This window comes from Bacteroidia bacterium (genome assembly GCA_033391075.1).
In the GTDB taxonomy this organism is placed as follows: domain Bacteria; phylum Bacteroidota; class Bacteroidia; order J057; family J057; genus JAWPMV01.
In genome coordinates this window covers 123,615-144,952 of record JAWPMV010000001.1, presented here as the reverse complement: position 1 = coordinate 144,952, position 21,338 = coordinate 123,615, and the positions used below count along the sequence as shown (strand labels likewise).

The following is a 21,338-nucleotide window of genomic DNA, read 5'->3' as shown; positions in this document are numbered from 1 at the left end:
CCTTTTATGACTTATAGCCCAGGATTTTCATTACCTGTTTGGAATTTTGCTCTTCGTGCAAAACCCTGCTGAACAAACTCCCATCCGGATTTACATCCATGATTACATGTTTGGGGTCAGGCATGAGGCAATGGTGAAGCCCTCCAACTCCACTTAAAATTTCCTGATAAGCTCCCGTATGGAAAAAGCCCATGAATTGTTGCTTACGAGTAGCAGGCATATAAATTGCGTCTACATTGGCTTCATGATTATAATAATCATCACTATCGCAGGTCATTCCCCCGATAAATACGCTTTCATATCCAGCATCCCAATTGTTTATAGGTAATGGAATAAATCGTCGGTTAAGGGCCCAAACGTCGGGTAACATGCTGATGATACTTCCATCTATCATCAACCATTTTTCCCGATCATTTTGCTGTTTTCGCCCTAAAACCTTGAATAAGGTACAGCTACTTTCAGCTACCGTATAACTTCCAAACTCCGTGATAATGTCCGGTTCTTCAACTTCATGAGAATCGCAAATCTCCTTTATCGTTCTAACGATTTCGGAGACGATGTACTCATAGTCAAATTCGAAGTCAAGAGAATTCTGAAAAGGCATCCCTCCTCCAATGTCCAACATCGACAATTCAGGGTTCAACTTCTTTAGCTCACAATAAAGATTAACCAAATCCCTGAGATTGCTCCAGAAAAAAGGGGAGTCCTGGATACCCGTATGAACAAAAAAGTGAAGCAATTTTACCTTTACTCTTTTATCGTTGGCTATTTTCTCTTTGTAAAAGGGAATGATCTCTGTTTTTTTCAATCCCAACCGACTGCTGTAGAAATTGGAGTCTGGCGGCTCTTCGGTAGATAGTCTAATTCCAATGGAGAAGGGCTCATCAAGTTCGGCAAGGTAAAAGTTAAGCTCTTCTTTATTATCCAATATTGGGATGATATTGGTGAAGCCATCATGGATCATATCCACAATGTTTTGCTTATACTCATAATCCTTAAAGCCATTACAAAGAATCAGGATTCTCTGATCAAGAAACCCTCCTCTATACAAGGACCTGATCATCGGTAAATCAAAGGCCGAGGAGGTTTCGAGCTTGGCATTCGCTTTTAATACTTCTACGAGTACGTGTTTAAAATGCGAACTCTTGGTACAATAGCAGTAGATGTACTTGCCGTTGTATTTATTTGCCTTAATCGCATCGTCAAACCATGAACGCGCCTGGTTAATTTTGCCGGAAATAACTGGAAGATAAGTGAAACGAAGAGGTGTTTTATAGGTCTCGATCAGTTCCATAAGGTTTATCTTATGGAAATATAGTTCATCTTCAATAACCTGAAATATTTCCGACGGGAAATAATAACTCTGAGAGAGAAAACCCAGATAATTCTGCATGCCTTTAATTTTTCAAAATGCGAATTTGGGAATAAAATCTGGAGAAATTCTGTAAAAATATATTAATCTTTTATTATCAATCATCAGTGAAAAAGCTGGCATTTTCCTCCAGAATTTCTTCAGATTTGATCCACTATTTGCAGTACGTAATTAGGATAGAATTTGCAGAGAGAGTGAAGCCTATACACTTCTCCTTTCTGTCTGTTAAAAGGCTTAGTTGCTGAGTAAAGCTTAGGAAATAAGAAAGAAAAACACAGAGTGCTTTCACTAGCATTTTCTCTTGTAACTAACTCTTTAGCAAGATTCCGGTGGCAGCGTGTAATGACGTTAATATTCACCGTGTAGTTGGGCATGGTATTATATATACCATGCTTTTTTTTGCTCTTCGTTCAAAGTTCCATTGCCATAACAGGAAGGAAACGGTTTTTTATACTGCTTTCCAGATGCCCGATGATTTTAAAGCCGTGTTTGATGTAAAAAGACTCTGCATGTGGGTCAGCATCAAGATGTACTTCTTTATATCCAAGTTTCTGGATTCTCTGTAGAAAATCGTCTAGGAGTATTTTCCCATAGCCTTGCCCAATGAAAGGAGGATCAACGAATAAATTATCCAGCTTAACAAGCTCCCTGTTCAATTCAAAATAGGAATAATAACCAATTACAACATGCTCACCAAGAAGCTTATAAACCCCCTTATTTTCTATGTATTCTTCGGAAAGCCTAAGCTCACTTTCCCATGCTTTAATTTGAGCTGAATCATATCCCCAATAGGATTTTGAACGAAAAGTTAGAGAGCTCAGCTCTGTGGTATCAAATCTATTGGCTCGTTTAATATCCATTTTTAATTAAATGATTTAATCAAAGAGGTAGTAAAAATGAATTACCTCTTCGGCTTCGCTGGGTTGAGTAGCATGGTAAAAATTAACCGCATTTGCTTCCCCTTTGTCTGTCTGAACAAAAACTTCTTCAAAGCCTTTTTCCCGACAATATCTCTTCGCCTCAGAGATTAATTGTTTTCCAATTCCTTTCCTTTGATATGCATTATCAACAGCCAAATCATAGATATATGCCAGTGGTCTGGTAGCATAATATTGGTGCAGAACATAGATAGTAAGGCCTCCAAGAATCTTTTCATCTTTATTTGCAACCAGACAAATAAAATCAGGGTTTTGAAGAATTCTCAAAAGGTGTTGCTGAGGTGGGGATATGAAATCTTTCATTTCAAAGACCCTTTCGAAGAGGTCTAGCAATTCCTGAAATTCCGATAGGTTCCCAGACTCAAGCTTTTTTATTTCTACGCGCACCTGTGAATACCTTTAAAAAAATTGAATCAAATTACTTCTTCAAATAATCATCAGTCCCATCGATCCAGTCCTGACGGGGAGGAGCAAAGGTATCTGAGGCTTCCACCTCACCTATCATCAATGCAGCATGCGGAACGTTAGGAGGAATTACTACCACTTCGCCTGCATGCAAGTCAAATTCTTCTTCCCGATTTTCTCCAAACCAAAAACGGATGGTTCCTTTAAAAACCTGGGTAATCTGCTCATTTTCGTGGCTATGAGTAGGTACTTCAAAACCGTCTTTAAAACTCAAACGGGTAATCATGATTTTTTCACCATAAACCATTTGACGAGTCATGGCCGGTGTTACCTCTTCTTTGGGCACATCGTCCCAGGATATTTTGCGCGACATAAGCTAAGATTAAATGCTAAGGATTGAATTTACGATTGTTTTGAGAGGATACTAAGGATTAGAGGGGCTAAAAATTAAACCAGTGTTTAAGGATTTCGTCTTTGAGCCTTGAGCATTGCCCCGAATTCCTTACTTTGGCGGCTCATAATGATCTGATAGATGGAGCAGCCCTCTAACGTATGTGAAGAGAAGACTTTCTCGGGAATATTTACGAGTCTTTCTCGCTCTATTAGAGACTATCTCTATTTTATGTCCGGTGATCTCAAACTAAGTGAAGACCTGGTTCAAGACATCTTTGTCAAGCTTTGGAAGAAATGCAAAGATGTTCCTCCTACCAAAGCCCGGGCCTTTCTATTTGCCGTTGCGAAAAATGAATTCCTCCAGCAAGTAGAAAAAAAGAAAGTGCGTTTACGCTACAAATCAAGCCTGGGAAAAAAGACCGAAAAGGAAGACCCTCAATTTCAATTGGAAGCAGATGAATTCAAAAAGCGTTTGGAAGACGCCATTGAGGCCTTGCCGGAGGGTCAGCGAGAAGTATTTCTGATGAATCGTATGCAGGAAATGACCTATGCACAAATCGCTGAAAGTCTGGGAGTCAGTCAGAAAGCGGTGGAAAAACGTATGTCAAAAGCACTAAAAAAAATGAGAGATCTCCTTCACCCAAAAAAATCTTTATAGAGGGGATGGGGTAAAAGGCATTTCATCTATTATTATACCAGAAACGAAAGATGACATGAAAGCTTGGGAAACAGATGAGACATTTCTATCCAGATGGCTGAGTGGCGAATTGACCGAAGAAGAACTCCGATCATTTAAAGCTTCTCCGGAATATGAATCCTATGTGGCTACGGCTGAGGCTCTTAAGCCTTTTGAAGTAGGCGAATATGATGAAACGGCAGAACTAGGGAAAGTGATGAAGCGGATACAGTCAGAAAAGCAAGAAGAAGGCAAGGTCGTCTCATTAGGCAGAATTTGGTACTTCGCAGCTGCTGCGGTCATCATTCTGTTGATTGGATTCTTTTGGCTGAGGCAGGGAGAGCAGATAGTAGCGAAAGAAATTCTAGCCGAAAAGCGAGAACAAGTCGTCTTACCGGATCAGTCAAGCATCGAACTACAGGCAGGAAGTTTTCTGAGTTATGCAGCATCGGATTGGGAAAATAATCGCGAAGTATTTCTGAAAGGAGAAGCCTTTTTTGAGGTGGAAAAAGGAGAGAAATTTGATATCAAGTTGAAAGATGGAACGGTAAGCATTCTGGGTACCAGCTTCCTGATCACAGAAATGGAGGATAGCCTTGAGGTGGTTTGTTTTAGCGGAAAAGTACAAGTAGAAGCTTATGGTTTTAAGGAAATATTAGAGGCGGGCGAAAAGGTCCTGGCAGTAAAGGATAAAAGTCCTGAACGAACAGAAACAGCCTTGGTACAACCCCTTTGGCTTTCCAGCAATATTCGCTTAACAGATGCTCCGCTTTCTGTGGTCCTCATGCAACTGGAGGAAATTTATGGAGTCCAATTTACAGGAAGCATTGATCAGCAAAATGTTTTTACAGGAAATTTCCCGACGGGCGATTTAGAAACAGCCTTGGCGCAGGTTTTAGGTCCATTTAACATCGAGTATGAATTAGATGAAGCACGTACCCTCGTTATCTTTAAATAGAAAGCCCTTCCCCTATTTTTGTTTACTCATCCTTTTGCTGGGATCGTCTCTGGGTCTTCAGGCTCAGCAAATCACCTATCAAACTGCTAAAAAGCCATTGGAAGAAATTCTCAATGATATTTCTGATAGCTATCAACTTTACTTTTCCTATTCCCCTGAACTGCTCAATTCATATGAAGCGAGTATGTATGCGAATAATCAAGCCATTGAAGATTTCCTCTATGACTTATTGAATCCCTTTGATCTACAGGCGAAAAGAAGCAAAGGCAATTATTTCTATATCCAAAAAGCGAGGAGAAAACTATCCATTCACATCAAGGACAATGACAATGACGAAGCTCTGGCCTATGCAATTGTCAGATCGCTCAATAGTCGAAGAGGAGCTTATGCAGATGAAAATGGAATCGCGCAGATGGAGTATGATGCTAGAGAGGATTCCCTTTTACAAATCAATCATATCGGCTATATCAACAGATACATCCGGATTCAGGATAAGATGCCCGAAAGCCTCACGATCCGCCTGGAAGCTGATTCCGTTGGATTGGAAGAGGTCTTGATAGAATACAACAATGAAGCGATCACTTTGAGCGAAGGCGCTCAGTTTATTCTGAATCCCGGGAATATGAAGGTGCTACCGGGCCTGGCCGAAGCAGATGTTTTACTTTCCGTCCAGTCCTTACCCGGTATTGAGTCTAATGATGAAACAGCTTCCGGGATAAATATTCGAGGGGGCGGCAGTGATGAGTTGATGGTCTACTGGGACCGAATTCCCATATACAAACAGGCACATTTCTTTGGCACCCTGACCACTTTTATTCCCAGTACGGTTGAAAAGATTTCCGCCTTCAAAAACTACATCCCCGCTCAGTACACGGGAGCGACTTCGGGCCTATTGGAAATATCCTTACCAGATTCTATCCCAGATAAACCTCATGCGGTTGTAAATGCGAATTTTACCCATGCTGACCTTATGCTCCATGTCCCACTAAAAGAAAAATTTGCATTTCTACTGGCTGGACGGCTTTCCTTTCACGACAATGATTTATTCGATACCCCAACCTTCTCCGCACATAGAAACAAACTTTTTAGCGGAAGCAGGCAAGAAGATCTATTTCAAGGAATAATTGATGAAGATGAGGAAGAAGACATTCCGGTTTTCCGAGACCAAACCAGTCTTTCCTATAGAGATTTGAATGGAAAATTGGTTTTTACCCCAACTGCTAAAGATTACCTCAGCCTCAGTTTCATGCAAAACAGTGATCGATTCAATTTCAATGCTGCCTCCAATGAATCCAGTATCCTGGCCGAAAGATCACACAATGTTGAATTTAGAGGAGCTAATTTTTTCTATAGCAGAACCTGGAATTCGCGCTGGAAGAGCCAAGTCAGTCTGAGTCAGGCCAGTTATAGTTTAAACAATGAAGACCTCGGCATTTTTGAAGAAGGGACGGAGCGAAATAAGATAACAATCCTAAATACCCTCGATAATACAGAAGCAAAAATCTCTGTTGATTATCAGGCTAGTCAAAGAGGAACTTTTAGTGCAGGCTACCAATACAATTCTTATTCAAATTTCTTCGAGTTTGATGAGACTTCGACTTTTGGTGATCCGGTACTTGATACCCTGGAAGCTGCAGAAATTGCTCAAGGTATTTTCCTTAGCTATCACTACAGCTGGCAAGACAAAATTGATTTTCAGCCCCAGATTCGGATTGATCGCATTCCTGGACTTGATGAAACCCTGGTGAATCCGGTCATTAGCTTCCACTACAAAATTTCTCCAGATATCTGGTTCAAATCTTCTTATGGTCAGTACATTCAATTGATCCGATCGCTGCGACAAGGGGACCTGGATGTTTCCAATGTTTCGGAGAGTGTGTGGTTATTGGCGGAAGGATCAGGGGTTCCTGGGTCTGAAGAAGAATTACCCATCATAGAAAGTCGGCAGCTTTCCGTTGGTGGCTTGTTTAAAAAGAAAGGCTGGTTGATAGATTTGGATTTCTATTGGAAAGAAACCGAGGATCTCAGTTCGATCAATCAATTCAATCGAAATAATTCTATGGACATTGATTTTGCCCTGGGCTCTGCATCTGCCATAGGACTGGATTTCATGCTTAAAAAGAAGTTTGGAAGATATCAAAGTTGGATGTCCTACTCCCTTTCGAAGGTCAGGAATACCTTTGCAGATCTTAATGATAATCCTTTCCCCTCTTCTTTTGATCGTCCTCACCAATTTCGATGGGTACACAATCTTTATCTCGCACCTTTTGAGATCTCGCTTGGCTGGATTCTGAAATCAGGAACCCCTTACACTCGAGCTGAGGGACTCACTTTCTTCCCAGACGATCCGGACGAACCTGTTGATCCGAATGATCCCGATGACATCGACGGATTCTATGAGATTAAATTTGGACCTATAAATGGAGCTCGTTTACCTATCTACCATCGACTGGACCTTTCCGTTTGGTATAAATTTGAAAAAAGGATGGGTGGTTTTTCGGGTCAAATAGGATTCTCTCTTCAAAATGTCTACAATCGAGAGAATGTCTGGCAGCGCTTTTATTTTCTGGATGATGTAGATGATGATCAACGGCCGGAAATCATAGAAGAAGAAAGAAATTTTCTGGGCTTTACCCCTAATCTTTCGGTTCGTTTGAATTTCTAAACTAGCTCCCCAATTTTTTCATGACCGCCTGATGGACTTCGGCTTGAAAAGAATCCAAATCCAGTACTGAGTCGAAGCTAAGTTTGGGTAGATCATTCTGTTTAAGAAAGAGGATAATGGTACGCTTTTTTCTCAATCGTTTGATCAATTTCAGAAGGTGTTGCTGAATGTGAGGCTCTATTGAACTGAAAGGCTCATCTAGCAGCAAGATAGGCTTACGAGTGAGCAATGCTCGGGTAAACAAAAGGATACGCTCCTGCCCTTTCGACAGTCCATGCCCCTGACTTCCGATCCGATCATCCAGACTCAATTTTGCATTTTCAGCTAAGCCTTGCTGTATCCGATCCAGCATGAGACCCGCCCCTTTTCTTTTACTTGGCTTACGACTGTATGAGATCGCTTCGAAAACTGTTTTCCCCAACAAAGGATAATCTGCTGAAATGACCGTCAACATTTTTCTGAGGCTTTTGACATCGCTTTGTCGGATGTTTTGTTCATCTATGAATATATCGCCTTCATATTCTGCATAAATCCCCAGAAGGATTTTGATCAGAAGGGATTTGCCGGAACCGGTCCCACCCGTTACCAGATGTAATCCCTGATGTGCCCATTCTGCAGATAGATTCTGAAACACTCGTTGATTTGCCGAACCGAAAGAGAGCTGATCCAACTTTATATTCCCCTCGCCCAGGATCAATTCGTCTTGAAAATTTCCTTGTTCAATAGGAAGATCCAATACGCGCTGAAGTTTTCTAATGGAAATAAGGCCCAACTTCCAGCATACCATAATCCGCAAGCAACGCCTCATGACCGGAAGCATAGTTATGATCAGCAAAAAAGCCGATAAAAGAGCAGCCTGGTCTATTTCGATTCCATTCGATTTCTGCCAATAGATGGAATACATAATTACTGCGATCATGACATATAAAAGGCCCGGCACCAGGATGAAAATGAGGCTGGATAAACGATGAAACTGGAGGTTTGTCTGATAATTTTTACTTGAACGCTTAAGGTAGCGCTCCCATTCTGGTCGTTCACGATTGAAGGCCTTGATCGTAATAATGGCTTGTAATCGTTGGCTGACAAATGCCAACAAACTTGACTTCTGATTACGCCTCTGCTCAGAGATGTCCTGCAATTTGTAATTCAGGACCGAAAGAGGAAAGAGCATGAACAGAATCGCGAAAAAGGAGATCAGCGTAAGAGAATGAGAGATACGAGAAAGCACCCAAAGGAAAAGTAAGATCATGAAGATATCGATACCGAATCCGATGATTCCTTTGGTCAGATAATTCTGGATGCTCTTCAGATCTCCACTATACCTCAGCAAGTATTTTCCTATGCCCTTTTCCTCATAAATCCGAGTCTCCAATCGCAATTGGTGTGCGAACAATTGATTTCTGAGTTCATAGGTGAGTCTTTCCCCCATCGAAGCCATCAAATATCGCCTTGCATAAGCCAGGAGCATATGGATGGCAATCAAGATCGAGAAGAAGAGCAGAAAATTTGGTACTGAGTTAAAAAAGGAATCCGGCAGAAAGTCGAGGAAGGCAGAACGCTTACTTTCGAAGTCAAACATCAGGGTATAATACTTCCCGATACTGACAGGAAGAAATATGGCAGACATACCCGAAAGTATGCCCACCAAACTAAGTACTGATAGTTTACTTCTATGCCTTTTGAAAAAAGGCCCCAATAAGATCCATTGCTTCATATCAGGCAATTTTCTGGATCAATGCAGGCACGCCATTTTTCATCACTTTCTTTTTCGGGAGCCGATTGACCACCTGAGGACATTCCAGGTCTTTCAGATCGAGTACCGGAATGCTCGTACTTCTTTTACACTCATCCACCAGCAAAGGACTGACATTGATAAGGCCGGAAATGGCGAATGGAGTTCTGTTGATGTTTTCGAGGAAAGAAAGTCCGCTCAAGACGCCCAAACTATCTCCGCAACTCAGCATGATATGATTTACGGTGGACATAAAAGCAGGATTGTGCAGGAGCATTTTGGTCTCGCGCTGCAGTAAACCATCTGCGATTTCCACTACCACATAATCCGGATTGATCTCTTCCAGTTTTGCCAAAAGAGTCTCGTAGATATCCAGGATTTCGGCCAGGGGCGACATATATGTGGACGGAAAGCCGAGGTTGGAAAAATCGAGGGCTGTATGTGCCCCACAATCTTTTACAAATCGCTTGTCCCGAGAATAGACGGTACCTGTCAACTTGATAAAGCCTACTGTTTTTCCAGCCTTATTGATTCCTCTACACAAATAGGCCGCAGAAGTGGTTTTCCCACTGTCCATACTGGAACCCACTGAGAGGATCACTTCATAATCACGCTTCTTTTCTGGCTTAAAGGGCAAGGGTTTTTCTGTAAGGTATTTGGTATTGATAATTCCTCCTGTTTCATCCACTGCATAGCCCAGCAATTTCAACTCCGTCGCACCAATTTTATCGAATTTCGCATGGGTACTTTTGAGCACGCCGATACAACCTCCTTGTCCTAAAATCTGGTATTGCTCTTCCACCTGCGTCGGTACATAGCCTTCAAATTGATTGGTCGCATAGCGATTGCCGAAGGTGGCCATGATGGTATCCCCGGGGAAGATGTAACTATTCTTTCCGCTGGCACCTTGTATGGCTTTGTGTTTACCTATGCTTAAGACTTCAAAGATGGCAACGTCTCCAGCTTTAGGGATGTAGTGATTGATACCCGCTGTACTGATCTTAAAGTTCTTAACGGATTTACAGATTATTGCTTTTTTAATTTCTGTGTTGTTTATCATCTCTAATATAATTTGATAGTATAAGCGAGGCTCAGGCCCAGCAATGAATAATTGTTGAATGAAAGTCTGGTTGAAGTTCCCGCTTCATTGGGAACATGTAGTTGCTTGAACTCTCCGAGTCCGGTATTAAATTCTTTTTGTAGGGTGTAAAAGAGAGTCAGGTATAAATTCGATCTCAAGCGCATCCTAGCTCCCAGTGAGAATCGATATCGATGCCATCCATTGGGTGAACTTTCCACGAAATTCTCCTCTTCAAATCCATCTTCTCCACCGATTTCTCCCTCATCCAGAAAATATCGGATCTCTTCTCCTCCCTGATAATAGAAAAGCTGGTTCCTGACAAAGGGCGAGATACGCAGAGGCCATTTTCTGTTGTAGTATTGAAATTTGTTAGAGAGAACAGCTCGTGCCCCAAATTTGGAAAGTTGAGGGAAGTACTTTTCCAGTCTCAGGCTATTGGTCATTCGCCAGTGATCCCATTTGAGCCGATGATTGATTTGAACATCTGCACGATGGTAAGGAAGATTCTCAGAGCTCCTTTTGATCAGGCTATGCGAAAAAGCCATACTTCCTGACCACTGATTCCCAAATTTTTGGTTGTAGCTGATCCGATTTTGGATAAACTTGTGTTGATAGCCCTCGACATCAAAGGATGACAAATGGCCAATCGTGACCGAACTTGTCTTACTGAAGCGCAGATTGGTACTGAAGAGATACCAATTTTTAAAATCCTGGCTAAGATCCTGCGCCCCAAGCGAGACAACAATAAGCAGGTAAAAAATAAAGGTGATTGCTTTCCTCATTCTGATGATTTGATGAGGAAATAGGTAGGAAGGGTTTTACCCCACCCCCCTGCTAAAAAAAATCTTTTGGAGGGGAATTTCTTTATGAACTAAAAGCAGAAATTTCAATTCTTTGCTTTCGTTTGGCACTTTCGTAAACCGCTTCCAGAATCCTCAGGGTTTTCAGGTAGTCCTGGCCCGAGGTTTCAAAGGCTTTATTTGCATGTAGTGCATCAATGAAGTGTTTTTGAGTAGCATACACACAGTCTCCGGAGAAGTTTTTCTTTTCCAGTTTGTAGGGGATTTCTGTCGAATTTTCACCCAGCGGATGGTGAGCAATTTTTCCATCTGTCCCTAAATGCAAGGCTCCCTTGTTCCCCTCTAGCCAACAAGTTCCAAAGGTAAAACGAGGATCTTCTGCCTGAGATTCATTGTATCGATTGGCATCCCAGATGGCTCTACCTCCCTGTTCAAACTCAAACATAATCAAACCTGCATCTTCTCCGGCGATATTGGAATTCCAGCGATCCAATTGAGCGTAAACAGCCGAAATTTCGCCCCCTAAAAATCGGAAGGTATCGATGTAGTGCACGCCAGTTTCGAACATAAGCAAGCGGGGCATTTGGCGAAAGTAGGGCTGACGATTCATGTAAGCATCTTCCTGCCAACCATCGCCCGTTCTGAAACGAAAATTGATTTGATGTAGTCGATCTCCTAATACTCCCTGATCGAGTTTTTCTTTCATCAAGCGAAACCAGGGTTGAAAACGAAAATTCTCATGCACCATAAAGCGTACATCATAGCTTTGAACCGTTTCGACCAATTCTATTGCCTCTTGATAAGTAGGAGCTAAGGGTTTTTGACAAATGATATGAAGTCCCTGAGAGGCAGCATAGGTACAGATTTCAAGATGGCTGGCAGGAGGGGTAATGACATCGATCAGATCGGCTTTCTCTTTTTGGATCATCTCCCGGTAATCTGTGTAGTTATTGGGAATCTGGTATTTTTGGGCGAATGCAGCACTCTTTTGTGCGTCCAAATCACATATCGCCACTAGTTCGACACCTGGCATTCGCTTCCAGGCCTCCAAATGGAAGTCCGCAAAATATCCGGCACCAACACAAACTACTTTCAGGACTTTCTCAGACATAATTAGAGATCTTAGGTACTCAAAAGAGGCTTATCAGCTTTAATCTGCATCCAAAGAAAGATGGCCAGAATATTTAAGCTAGCCCCTACATAAAAGAAGCCGGTATAGCTTCCTGTCCAGGCCGCTAAATAAGGAAAAGCAAGTGCCGTGATAAAGGAGCCAATATTGCCAGCCATATTCATGGTGCCGGATACCATTCCTGCATTTCGTTTACCAATATCCACACAAAGCGACCAGGAAGGAGGCAGCGTCATATCTGCCCCAAATATTGCCAGACTTAAAAACAGAACCGCACCAAAGGGACTTTCCTGAAATACACTTCCGAGCAAACCAATTGCTGCACAGGCAAATCCGATAATTGCAGGCAGTCGTCGAGAAAGATTCCACTTGCCTTTTTTATAGAGATCATCTACCCACCAGCCCGCAAACCAGTTTCCAACTGCTCCCATAACTAAAGGAGCAGAAGCATACCAACCGGCCTCTACCGCTTCCAGATTATAAGTCGATTTGAGATGAGGAAACAACCAGGTCAGGGCGAAGAAGAAGGTAAAATTGCTGCAGAAATACTGCAGCATGGTGTACCAGACATTTGTGCTTTGCAATACTTTTCCAAAAGAGAGTTTAGCCTCTTCTGTTTTTTTTGTTTGCTCTTGTCGATTTTCTACAATAAAGTCTTTTTCCTTTTCAGAAATCAAAGAATGTTCCTGTGGATCATCCCGGAAGGCCAGGTACCATAAGGAGGCCCATATTACCCCAATACCTCCCAGAAAAGCAAAGCTAAGTCGCCAACCTACAGTATCTATCAACCAGGCAACCAGCGGTAAAGCAAAAGCCGCCCCCAAACGAGAACCAGAAAAATTGATACCGGTAATGATGCCTCTTTCTTTGAGGGGTATCCAGGAATAAATAGCTCTCGAAAGTCCGGGGAAGGCACCCGCTTCTCCTGCCCCGAAAAAGAAGCGAAAAAGCAGAAGGGAAATGAAATTCCAGGCTGCTCCCGTCAGTGCGGTAAGCAAGGACCAGAAAGACACTATGCCAGCCAGGACTTTTCGCGGTCCCCATTTATCCGCCATCATTCCACCCGGCACCTGAAACAAGGCATAACCAAGCGCAAAAGTGGAAAGTACCCAGCCCATGGCCTTATCTGAAAGTTGCAAAGTTTCTGCAATGGGATCTTTGGCCACAGAGATACACACCCGATCGATGTACAGCAATAAAGCCAATAAGAACATCCCCAAAGAGACGATATATCGACCCGGTACAATTCCGGATTTAGTTTGAGTAGTAGTAGACATGTTTTTAGCTTGAAAAAATCAATTTACTGAGGGTATCCTCTTCTCCGACATTGCCCGGAAAAACTACATAGGGCATATCGGGAAATTTACTTTCCGGTCCCGCTCGCCATACAGGAACTCCGGGAAAAACCTGCCCCATAACCAGGGCCTTTTTTATATTGAGACTTTTGGTTGCGATATCGCTGGAAGTGATGCCTCCTTTGGCCACAATGAAATGAGGGGCTTTTTCCAGACCAGCAGCAATTTGGCAGAGCAAATCCGAAACTCTTTCAGCTATATGCAGGTTCTCCGCATCACTAGCCGCAGTGATCAATTTCCGTTGGGTATACACCAAAACCGACGCATCCTCCTGAAGTAAGGCATTCATTTCTTTGATAATCTTTTTCAACTGCTCATCTGCCGTATCCGAAAATAAGAGTTCTTCCAGATTCAACTCAAAGCTGTGTAAGGCATCATGAGAAAGCAGATTGAGTACCTGTGCGGTCGATTTAGGAACATGGGAACCCAAAAGAATCAGTTTACCCGAAGATTCCTTTCTTTTCCAATCTGAAGCCCTGAGCAATTCCTTATCGGGCAGAGCTGCCATGGCACTAACAAAAGAAGCTGCAGTTCGACAAATAGCAGCCCGTTTGGAATCAAGGAGAGCGATAATAAAGCGTTGCAAATCGTAGGGATGAGCGGCATTAATAATGCAAGTTGTAGCCGCAGGTAAAGCGCTCAATTTTCCCACTAGTTCTTCTTCAGAACTATTCCTTAATTCTTGGATCGATAGTGAAAATACCTCAGAAGCCTTTAGGGTTCCTTTCGTTTTTTCTTCTACGTAGTATTTGAGATCGGAAGAAGAATAGCCAAAAACGGGATCCTTTGCATAAGGAGTCTGGGCAGCCGGAATCATATGCTCTTTCTCCCGAACATAATGGACATCCTGAAACGTAATTCTGCCTCCTTCGAAAAATACAGGTATGATAAATCTAATGGTATCCAATTCGCCTGATGCCTGCAGCAGACCTTCCACTTCAATTGGATAATGTCCTCGCAGGGTGCTATCGCTTCGACTGATAATGATTGTATCTCGTCCGGTCTTCCTGGAAGCTTCCCCGATGTTTTGACCAATTTCGATCGCAAGTTCTTTCGCTTTTTGAGGAAGCAAACTCCGCGAATTTGTCATGATAAAAAACAAAGGAGTCTTTGCCTCCAGTTCTTTTTGAATGACTTTCGTTGACCATTCTGTAAGCACAGAAATCCCATGTACCGTTTGGGTACCGGTTGGATCATCATCCAGCACAATGACCGAACAATCCCTTTGTCTCATTCGCTCTTGGATTGCCTCTCGCAAATCATCTTCAGGCAAAACAGGAATCTGCGCTTCAAAATCACGTACAGAAATTATCTCATTCATGGGGATTCGTTTAGGGCTTCGAATGCAAGCGCACGTATGGGGGAGCCATCCCCATTCTCTAATTTTAAGGGCAAAGCCATGAGGTAAACCATCTCGGATTGTATTTGGTCCAGATTCACCAGGCCTTCTACAATGATCACATCGCCTTTCATCAGGATATGATGAATTTCCGTAACCTCTTCCAGATTATTCACATCGGCCACAGAAGGAGGTTCAACCCCCAGCAGATTGATTCCCTTTTCGACGATCCACTGAGCCAGTTCTTTGCTAATTCTTGGAAGTTCATCTCGGAATACCTGATAATCTTCCTTCTTGCTCCATCCCGTTTGAAGGATAAGGTTGTCTCCCGCTTTTATTTTATCCCCTATTCCTCCCAAATCTGAAGGTCGCAGCAATTGATGACTTTCCACTTTATCCAGCTTCGCAATCCAGGTCTTCCCCATCAATCTATTGGGAGGAAATTCCTCTATGCTTTGCTCATTCACTCCAAAATGAAGAGGGGCATCCATGTGGGTACCGGTATGAGAATATAAATGGAGGGTTCGTGCATTCCAGCCGTCTCTCTCCACGGTTCGAGATTGCTCAAAGTCGACCCCTGGTTGATCAGAAGCCAGGGTCCTTGTCAGATCTATGATCCGATAATTTTGGAAAGGATCCATAGGACGATATTTAGCTAATGGCTTTGGCCTGTTTTAGTTTCTGGCGAATGGAAGCAGCGACTTCAGATGTTGTAGCTCTTCCTCCGAGATCTGGTGTCAGTAATCCCGCTTTTGTAGTTTCCGAAATAGCCTCTACAATCGCAGCCGCAGCCTGACTTTCCCCTAAATGCTCCAACATCAAAGCTCCTGACCAAATTTGACCAATGGGATTTGCAATCCCTTTACCGGCAATGTCCGGAGCAGAGCCATGAATAGGTTCAAACATGCTGGGAAAATCCTTTTCCGGATTGATATTTCCGCTGGGTCCCAAGCCCAGGCTACCCATTACTGCTCCTCCCAGATCACTGAGAATATCCCCAATCATATTTGTTGTAAGAATGACATCAAAGTATTCCGGATGCAGGATAAAGTTAGCGGAGGCATTGTCCACATACATTTTCTGGTAGCTGACTTCGGGGTATTGTTGTGAAACTTCTTCGATCACCTGGTCCCAATAAGCAAGGCTATGTATCAGGGTATTTGACTTGGTGACATTGGTAAGACTTTTCCTTCTCCTCATCGCCAGTTTAAAGGCATAATGTGCAATCCTTTCTATGCCTCGACGGGTAAATACACTGGTATCTGTGGCAAGTCCATAGGGGCTATCGGGATCGATAATCTTCCCATTTTGGACAAACTCTCCTTCATTATTTTCCCGGATCACTACAAAATCGATGTCCTCTTCTCCTTTATACCTCAGGGGACTTTTGATGCCGGGCAGTAATTTGGCCGGGCGATAGTTTACATATTGCTGAAAGTGGGTCCTTACTTTGAAGGTATACAGCATAGCAGGCAAAGTATCATCTACTTCCTTTAATCCAACTGCTCCAAAATAAATGGCGTCAAAGTTAGCCAGGGTATCCAAGCCATCATCGGGCATAAACTGGCCATGCTTGAGGTAATGGCCAGCTCCCCATGGGAAGGACTCAAATGATAATTCGAAGCCGTAGGTGGCCGCCACATCCTGTAGCACCTCCAGGCTAACCGGAACAATCTCCTCTCCGATTCCGTCCCCGTTTACTACTGCAATACGATAAGATTTTGACATAGAAAATATAAGCTTAAGTATTTGTTTATGGTTCCTGTGGTCCTGCTGCCTTTTGTAAATGTATCTCCTCTGCCTCCCGTTTCAAGCTGCCATGAATAAAAGGAGCGAACATCAATCCCACGAAACTCTGCGGATAATTGGGCATGTCGGCCAGGCCAATATCATCGCTGGGTTCTTCGCCTTTTGGTAGATGAAAGGTACCAAAAAGTAAATCCCAAAATATGACATCCCCTCCATAATTTGAATTTCCTTCTTCGAGTATGCGGGAGTGATGGTAGCGATGGTTTTTGGGCGAAGAGAAAATGTAATCCAAAGGCCCGAGGATGAGGTCCATATTGGTATGTTGAAAACGTCCGATGGTTCGGCCCAATAATCCGGTTACAAAAACGATCTCAACCGGCGCCTTAATAAAGGCGAGCGGTAAGGCCCAGATAAAACTGGACACCAGCCATTCGAGGGGATGCGATCTTGTCCCATTGAACCAATACAATCGTTCGGAAGAATGGTGAACGGCATGCCAGCGCCACATAAATTCATTTTCATGCATCCATCTGTGATACCAGTATCGAAAAAAATCCTTTACACTCAGCAATAGAAATACCTGGACTATAGGATTTAGAAAACTGGGCCAGATGTCCCGACCTATTTCCGGTGAAATCTCCTGAACGACAAGGGCTATGGTAGCCAACTTCAAGGGCTGATTGATGTAATCTCCCCAAAACTTCCCGCCAAAAAACAACATCACATCCGTAGATGCATCTTCACTTGCCAGCCACTTTCTGCTAAAAGGAATCAGGCGTTCGAGGGGAGCAAAGATCGCCCCCAAAATGAGGTAGAGGATGATGGTCCCAAGAAAACTCCGAAAGGTAAATCCATTTTCTACCAGCTTAAAACCGACGATAATTGTGATGACGATAAAGAGCGGGTAAATGACTAGCTGCAAAACCCTTTTGAGTTGGGTGCCGTCCAGTTTATGGCTCAATGGATCCAGTTGTTCCAATAGCCAATTGAAGGGGCGCATGATTACATAAAAGCCAAACCACTCCAGGGGCAGGAATACTTTTTCGAGAAATAAATAGAGGGGTTTCCACCAGGGATTGTCCTTTATGATCAATTTAGATATGGGTTCTTTTTCTTGCATGAGTTTAGTATTAAGAAAGCTACAGAACCTGAGGAATGGACGTATAGCGTTGAGGAGCTAATTTTTCGTCCAAAGCCTCAAATGCATATTAGCCAAAATCGATAGTTCGATCTTGTCCATATGTCCATTTTCCTGATACGTATGATTTTGGAGGGGGTGAGGGAGGGCACTGAAATGAAATAAGCCACAAAATATTGCTGTCAATATTCTGTGGCTTAGAGTGGCGCAGGGGGGAATTCCAACATATTTGCTAAATCACTGATAGTCAGGGGTAGTTTTGTCTCTGAATTTGGAGTTTGTCTCCGGGTTGGAGACAAATTAAGATTCTATGGGGAATCGAGGAAATTTTATTGAGAGTTCGTTTTAAGTTTAAGACTACTCACACCTCAGCTATTCGACCAGTTTTGTATATTTCAACAAAACCTTAATAGATGAGTATTTCAAAAGCTTTTGAACCGCTATGGCCAGAGATAACAGGTTCTCTGATTGATTTTGTCATATCCAAAACATTTAAAGCTGCCAGTAAGCAGATAAGGTTTGTGAAGTTTATACAAAAACTTGGTTTACCAGTTGAGATGAATAAAGAATCATTTGATTCAGTTTATATCCATAGCTTGTTAGATATGGATATCATGTGGGAAGAACCAAAGATCATGTTATTATTTGCGGATAAAGATGTCAGATTGTTTTTTGAAAGGAACTATAGGCTCGCTCAACATGAAGGAAATACTCAATTTGATCAAGAGCAGTTTACTAACTGGTTGTTTATCCATTTTACAACAAGTAATGAACGGTTTGGAGGAATACCATTTAAATATCATAATGAGGAGGCTCTAAAAAAGCTTATAGAATCTTTTACTATTAAGTTCCAAGAAAAGGTAGACAATAGCCTGAGTCCAGGTATGCTTAAATTATATAATGAACTTACGCGGCAAAATAAACAGATAGCTGATTTATTAGACCAGAATAGAAAAAATACGTTCGACTATCAAATTCAGGAACAACTCGCATATTCGCGCGAGAGATTTCAAGAGAAATACATAGATACTGATCATTATATCCCTATTGCCGGACATAAAAGGAAATATAAGGACTTTGAAAAAATAACAAAGCAAAAGGCCCTTAGCAAAGAGGTATCAGAAAACGATCTCAAACCATTTGAAAAAAAAATATATGAGCCCATTGATAGTTTTGTGTCAAATTGGATAGATAATTCTGAGGAGAATATCCTTGTAATTTTAGGAGAATATGGAACAGGTAAAACCACTTTTTCTGAATATTTGACCCATCAATTAGCTCATAATCATCTAGAGATAGATAGAGAGAACCAAATATTTCAATGTTATAAGCAGCCGATTCCATTTTATTTCACTCTGAGGGACTTTGAGGAAAGTATGGACGGATTTATACTTAAACAGCTTAACAATAAAGCTATCAAAGATCTCAGTTTGGATCGGTTTAAAGAGAAACTTAATTCTGGAGAGTTTTTGCTTATTCTAGATGGATTTGATGAAATGACCCAAGAGATTGATAGTAGTAAAAAACGTACTAATTATCTTAAAATAAAGGGATTAATTAGTAGCCATTCAAAGTCAAAAATAATTTTGACTGTAAGACAAGAATATTTTTCATCGGATAAAGAACGTTGGAACACCTTCTTAGTGGAACAAGAAAAAGATTTACCCTTTCTTCATTTGAATAGTTTTAATGATAAACAAATCAGGCAGTATTTAAAAAGTCATGATAAGAATCCAGAAGAAAGATGGAGACAAATACAAAAGATACCAGGATTAAAAGATTTGGCCTCCCGCCCTGTTTTACTACAGATTATTATTGATCATTTAGAAGGCGCCATTAAAAACAAGAAAGACCAGGAATCTATAAAGGCAACCGATTTATATGAGGAGGCAATCACTTCTGAACTTGATAGAAAAGATACGGAAATCCCGTTTAAAATTTCCCAAGGCGAACGAATAGAAATTCTTGAGAAACTTTCCGCTTGGATGCATATGAACGATACACTTTATTTTGAAGTGCCACTACTAGAAGATGAGTTAGAATTAAAATCTTATTTTGACATAAAAAGAGAGTGGGAATATCAAAAATACCTAAATGAATTTTTAACCTTTTCGTTTTTGATAAATGAAGGCAATGAGCGTTTCAGGATCTCACATAAATCTTTCAGAGATTACCTTACTGCTAGAAAATTTGTAAAGGAGATCAATAATAAAGAATTAGACTATTTTTCTAGGACTAAATTAACAGAAGAACTTAATGTTTTTATTAGAGGATTGAATCCCCAAAAAGGCAAGCTCCTCGAGCTTATAAAAGAGAGTAATAAGAAGGATAAATATAAATGGATGGGAAGCAATGCAGCAAATATCCTACTAAAGATGGATCCTGATATCCTCGCTGGAGAAGACCTATCACACGCTTATCTTCCAAATGTTGATTTTATCTTTGCGGATTTAAGAAAATGCAATCTTAAGCACGCTACCATTACTAATGCAAGAGTAAATAGGAGTATTCTTGACGCTGAGATTGAAGGGATAGATATTGAAGGTGGAGAATTTTATCCCTTATTTAAGGAGCCTAAAAATTGGGACCTAGCTGAGAAGTGGGCAAAAGCGAAACATTACACTCGAGGTGGATACAGTAATGTGATTCGGCCACCAATTTTTGATCTGACCAAATTAGGCGAACTTAATGGATTAAAACTCCTTGACCTGAGGCGAGCTGCGCACGAATTTACGCTTGATATCTCTCCTATTTCAAATCTTCAAAATTTGGAATCATTAGACCTATCTTTTACAGAAGTATTAGATATTTCCCCTTTATCAGAGTTATATAACCTTAAACATTTAGATATTCGCTTTTTAGATGCAGACAAGAAAACAAGAAAGCAGGGTTCAGGGGTCACAATAACATTAGTAGATGATGTATATATAGATCTTTCTTTCCTCTCAAAGATGGAACAATTACAATACCTTAACCTGTATAATACAAAAGTAAAAAATTTTTCAACCCTTTCTAAGCTTAAGAATTTAAGGCACTTAGAACTTGAACCAAGTTTAGATGCCTACCTCTATCGATTAAGAGATCTTTCCCCCCTTTCTGGACTTATACACCTTGAATATTTAAATCTTAATTCCATTGAGGTAGAGGATCTATCTCCTCTTTCAGAGTTGAAACAATTAAAAGAATTACATCTTGTATACTCTTCCGTAAAGGATCTCTCCCCTCTTTCAAACCTCCAAGAATTAGAGACAATTTACCTTGGAAATACATCTGACATTGACCTTACTCCTTTATTAAAACTTAAAAAACTTAACTATGTTGATCCTGGCAAGGATAGGTTGAATTATGATCATATACAGATGTTGCTTGAAAAACGTATAACTGTTTCTGGTTTCCTCCCCTTAAAGAAGTATTGGGCAAAATAAAGATAGGTTGATATTGTTAGAAATTCTAAGTAGAGAAATTCTTAAATACCAATCATTTACTTTCCAATAACCCATGAACTGTTTCTTTAAGATCAGGAAGTTTAAACATAACAAAATTCCAAAGGTTTTCAGGACGAGCAGCATTGTCCTCTTCCCAAACGGAGCACCCGTTGAAAAGTAGAA

At 41.4% G+C, this 21,338-nt stretch carries 17 protein-coding genes; 4 read left to right on the top strand and 13 right to left on the bottom strand.

The window, feature by feature from the left end; all coding sequences use genetic code 11:
• Nucleotides 1-4: 4 nt before the first annotated feature.
• The 4 genes from R8P61_00575 to R8P61_00560 all read right to left on the bottom strand — a co-directional run bounded on the left by R8P61_00575 (nt 5) and on the right by R8P61_00560 (nt 3,088).
• Complete coding sequence (locus tag R8P61_00575; GenBank protein ID MDW3645538.1) at nt 5-1,393, bottom strand: arginine decarboxylase; 1,389 nt, start codon at nt 1,391-1,393, stop codon at nt 5-7.
• Between the two features lie 389 nt (nt 1,394-1,782).
• Nucleotides 1,783-2,232 (bottom strand): GNAT family N-acetyltransferase, encoded by a 450-nt coding sequence (locus R8P61_00570; protein MDW3645537.1) that lies wholly within the window; start codon nt 2,230-2,232, stop codon nt 1,783-1,785.
• A gap of 15 nt (nt 2,233-2,247) precedes the next feature.
• Nucleotides 2,248-2,697, bottom strand: coding sequence for a GNAT family N-acetyltransferase (locus R8P61_00565; GenBank protein ID MDW3645536.1), 450 nt, complete (start codon nt 2,695-2,697; stop codon nt 2,248-2,250).
• 31 nt (nt 2,698-2,728) lie between these two features.
• Nucleotides 2,729-3,088 (bottom strand): cupin domain-containing protein, encoded by a 360-nt coding sequence (locus R8P61_00560; GenBank protein ID MDW3645535.1) that lies wholly within the window; start codon nt 3,086-3,088, stop codon nt 2,729-2,731.
• A gap of 159 nt (nt 3,089-3,247) precedes the next feature.
• Here R8P61_00560 and R8P61_00555 point away from each other — a divergent pair, with 159 nt between their 5' ends.
• Genes R8P61_00555 through R8P61_00545 form a run of 3 tightly spaced genes read left to right on the top strand, consistent with a single transcriptional unit; the run spans nt 3,248 to nt 7,407 of the window.
• Nucleotides 3,248-3,766, top strand: coding sequence for an RNA polymerase sigma-70 factor (locus tag R8P61_00555; GenBank protein MDW3645534.1), 519 nt, complete (start codon nt 3,248-3,250; stop codon nt 3,764-3,766).
• Between the two features lie 55 nt (nt 3,767-3,821).
• A complete protein-coding gene (locus R8P61_00550; GenBank protein ID MDW3645533.1) occupies nt 3,822-4,742 on the top strand; it encodes a FecR family protein in 921 nt (306 codons plus the stop codon).
• Nucleotides 4,711-7,407, top strand: a complete 2,697-nt coding sequence (locus R8P61_00545; protein MDW3645532.1) for a hypothetical protein — start codon at nt 4,711-4,713, stop codon at nt 7,405-7,407. Before R8P61_00550 ends, R8P61_00545 begins: the two co-directional genes overlap by 32 nt.
• Before the next feature lies 1 nt (nt 7,408).
• Here R8P61_00545 and R8P61_00540 read toward each other — a convergent pair whose 3' ends face one another.
• The 9 genes from R8P61_00540 to R8P61_00500 form a co-directional block, all read right to left on the bottom strand.
• On the bottom strand, nt 7,409-9,121 hold the full coding sequence (locus R8P61_00540) for an ABC transporter ATP-binding protein (GenBank protein MDW3645531.1): 1,713 nt from the start codon (nt 9,119-9,121) through the stop codon (nt 7,409-7,411).
• Between the two features lies 1 nt (nt 9,122).
• Nucleotides 9,123-10,199 carry a hypothetical protein gene (locus R8P61_00535; protein MDW3645530.1) on the bottom strand — a complete coding sequence of 359 codons (1,077 nt, stop codon included), beginning with the start codon at nt 10,197-10,199 and terminating at the stop codon, nt 9,123-9,125.
• Nucleotides 10,200-10,201: 2 nt separating this feature from the next.
• Complete coding sequence (locus tag R8P61_00530; protein MDW3645529.1) at nt 10,202-11,002, bottom strand: hypothetical protein; 801 nt, start codon at nt 11,000-11,002, stop codon at nt 10,202-10,204.
• A gap of 82 nt (nt 11,003-11,084) precedes the next feature.
• A complete protein-coding gene (locus R8P61_00525) occupies nt 11,085-12,131 on the bottom strand; it encodes a Gfo/Idh/MocA family oxidoreductase (protein ID MDW3645528.1) in 1,047 nt (348 codons plus the stop codon).
• A gap of 11 nt (nt 12,132-12,142) precedes the next feature.
• Entirely contained in the window at nt 12,143-13,426 is a 1,284-nt protein-coding gene (locus R8P61_00520; protein MDW3645527.1) for an MFS transporter, read from the bottom strand.
• A 4-nt stretch (nt 13,427-13,430) separates the two neighbouring features.
• On the bottom strand, nt 13,431-14,825 hold the full coding sequence (locus tag R8P61_00515) for a four-carbon acid sugar kinase family protein (GenBank protein ID MDW3645526.1): 1,395 nt from the start codon (nt 14,823-14,825) through the stop codon (nt 13,431-13,433).
• Nucleotides 14,822-15,484 carry a cyclase family protein gene (locus R8P61_00510; protein ID MDW3645525.1) on the bottom strand — a complete coding sequence of 221 codons (663 nt, stop codon included), beginning with the start codon at nt 15,482-15,484 and terminating at the stop codon, nt 14,822-14,824. The genes R8P61_00515 and R8P61_00510 overlap by 4 nt, the downstream gene beginning before the upstream one ends.
• 10 nt (nt 15,485-15,494) lie before the next feature.
• On the bottom strand, nt 15,495-16,571 hold the full coding sequence (locus tag R8P61_00505; GenBank protein MDW3645524.1) for an isocitrate/isopropylmalate family dehydrogenase: 1,077 nt from the start codon (nt 16,569-16,571) through the stop codon (nt 15,495-15,497).
• Nucleotides 16,572-16,596: 25 nt separating this feature from the next.
• Complete coding sequence (locus tag R8P61_00500) at nt 16,597-17,712, bottom strand: sterol desaturase family protein (GenBank protein ID MDW3645523.1); 1,116 nt, start codon at nt 17,710-17,712, stop codon at nt 16,597-16,599.
• 431 nt (nt 17,713-18,143) lie between these two features.
• Between R8P61_00500 and R8P61_00495 the strand changes: the two genes are divergently transcribed.
• On the top strand, nt 18,144-21,155 hold the full coding sequence (locus R8P61_00495) for an NACHT domain-containing protein (GenBank protein MDW3645522.1): 3,012 nt from the start codon (nt 18,144-18,146) through the stop codon (nt 21,153-21,155).
• Nucleotides 21,156-21,338: the final 183 nt, after the last annotated feature.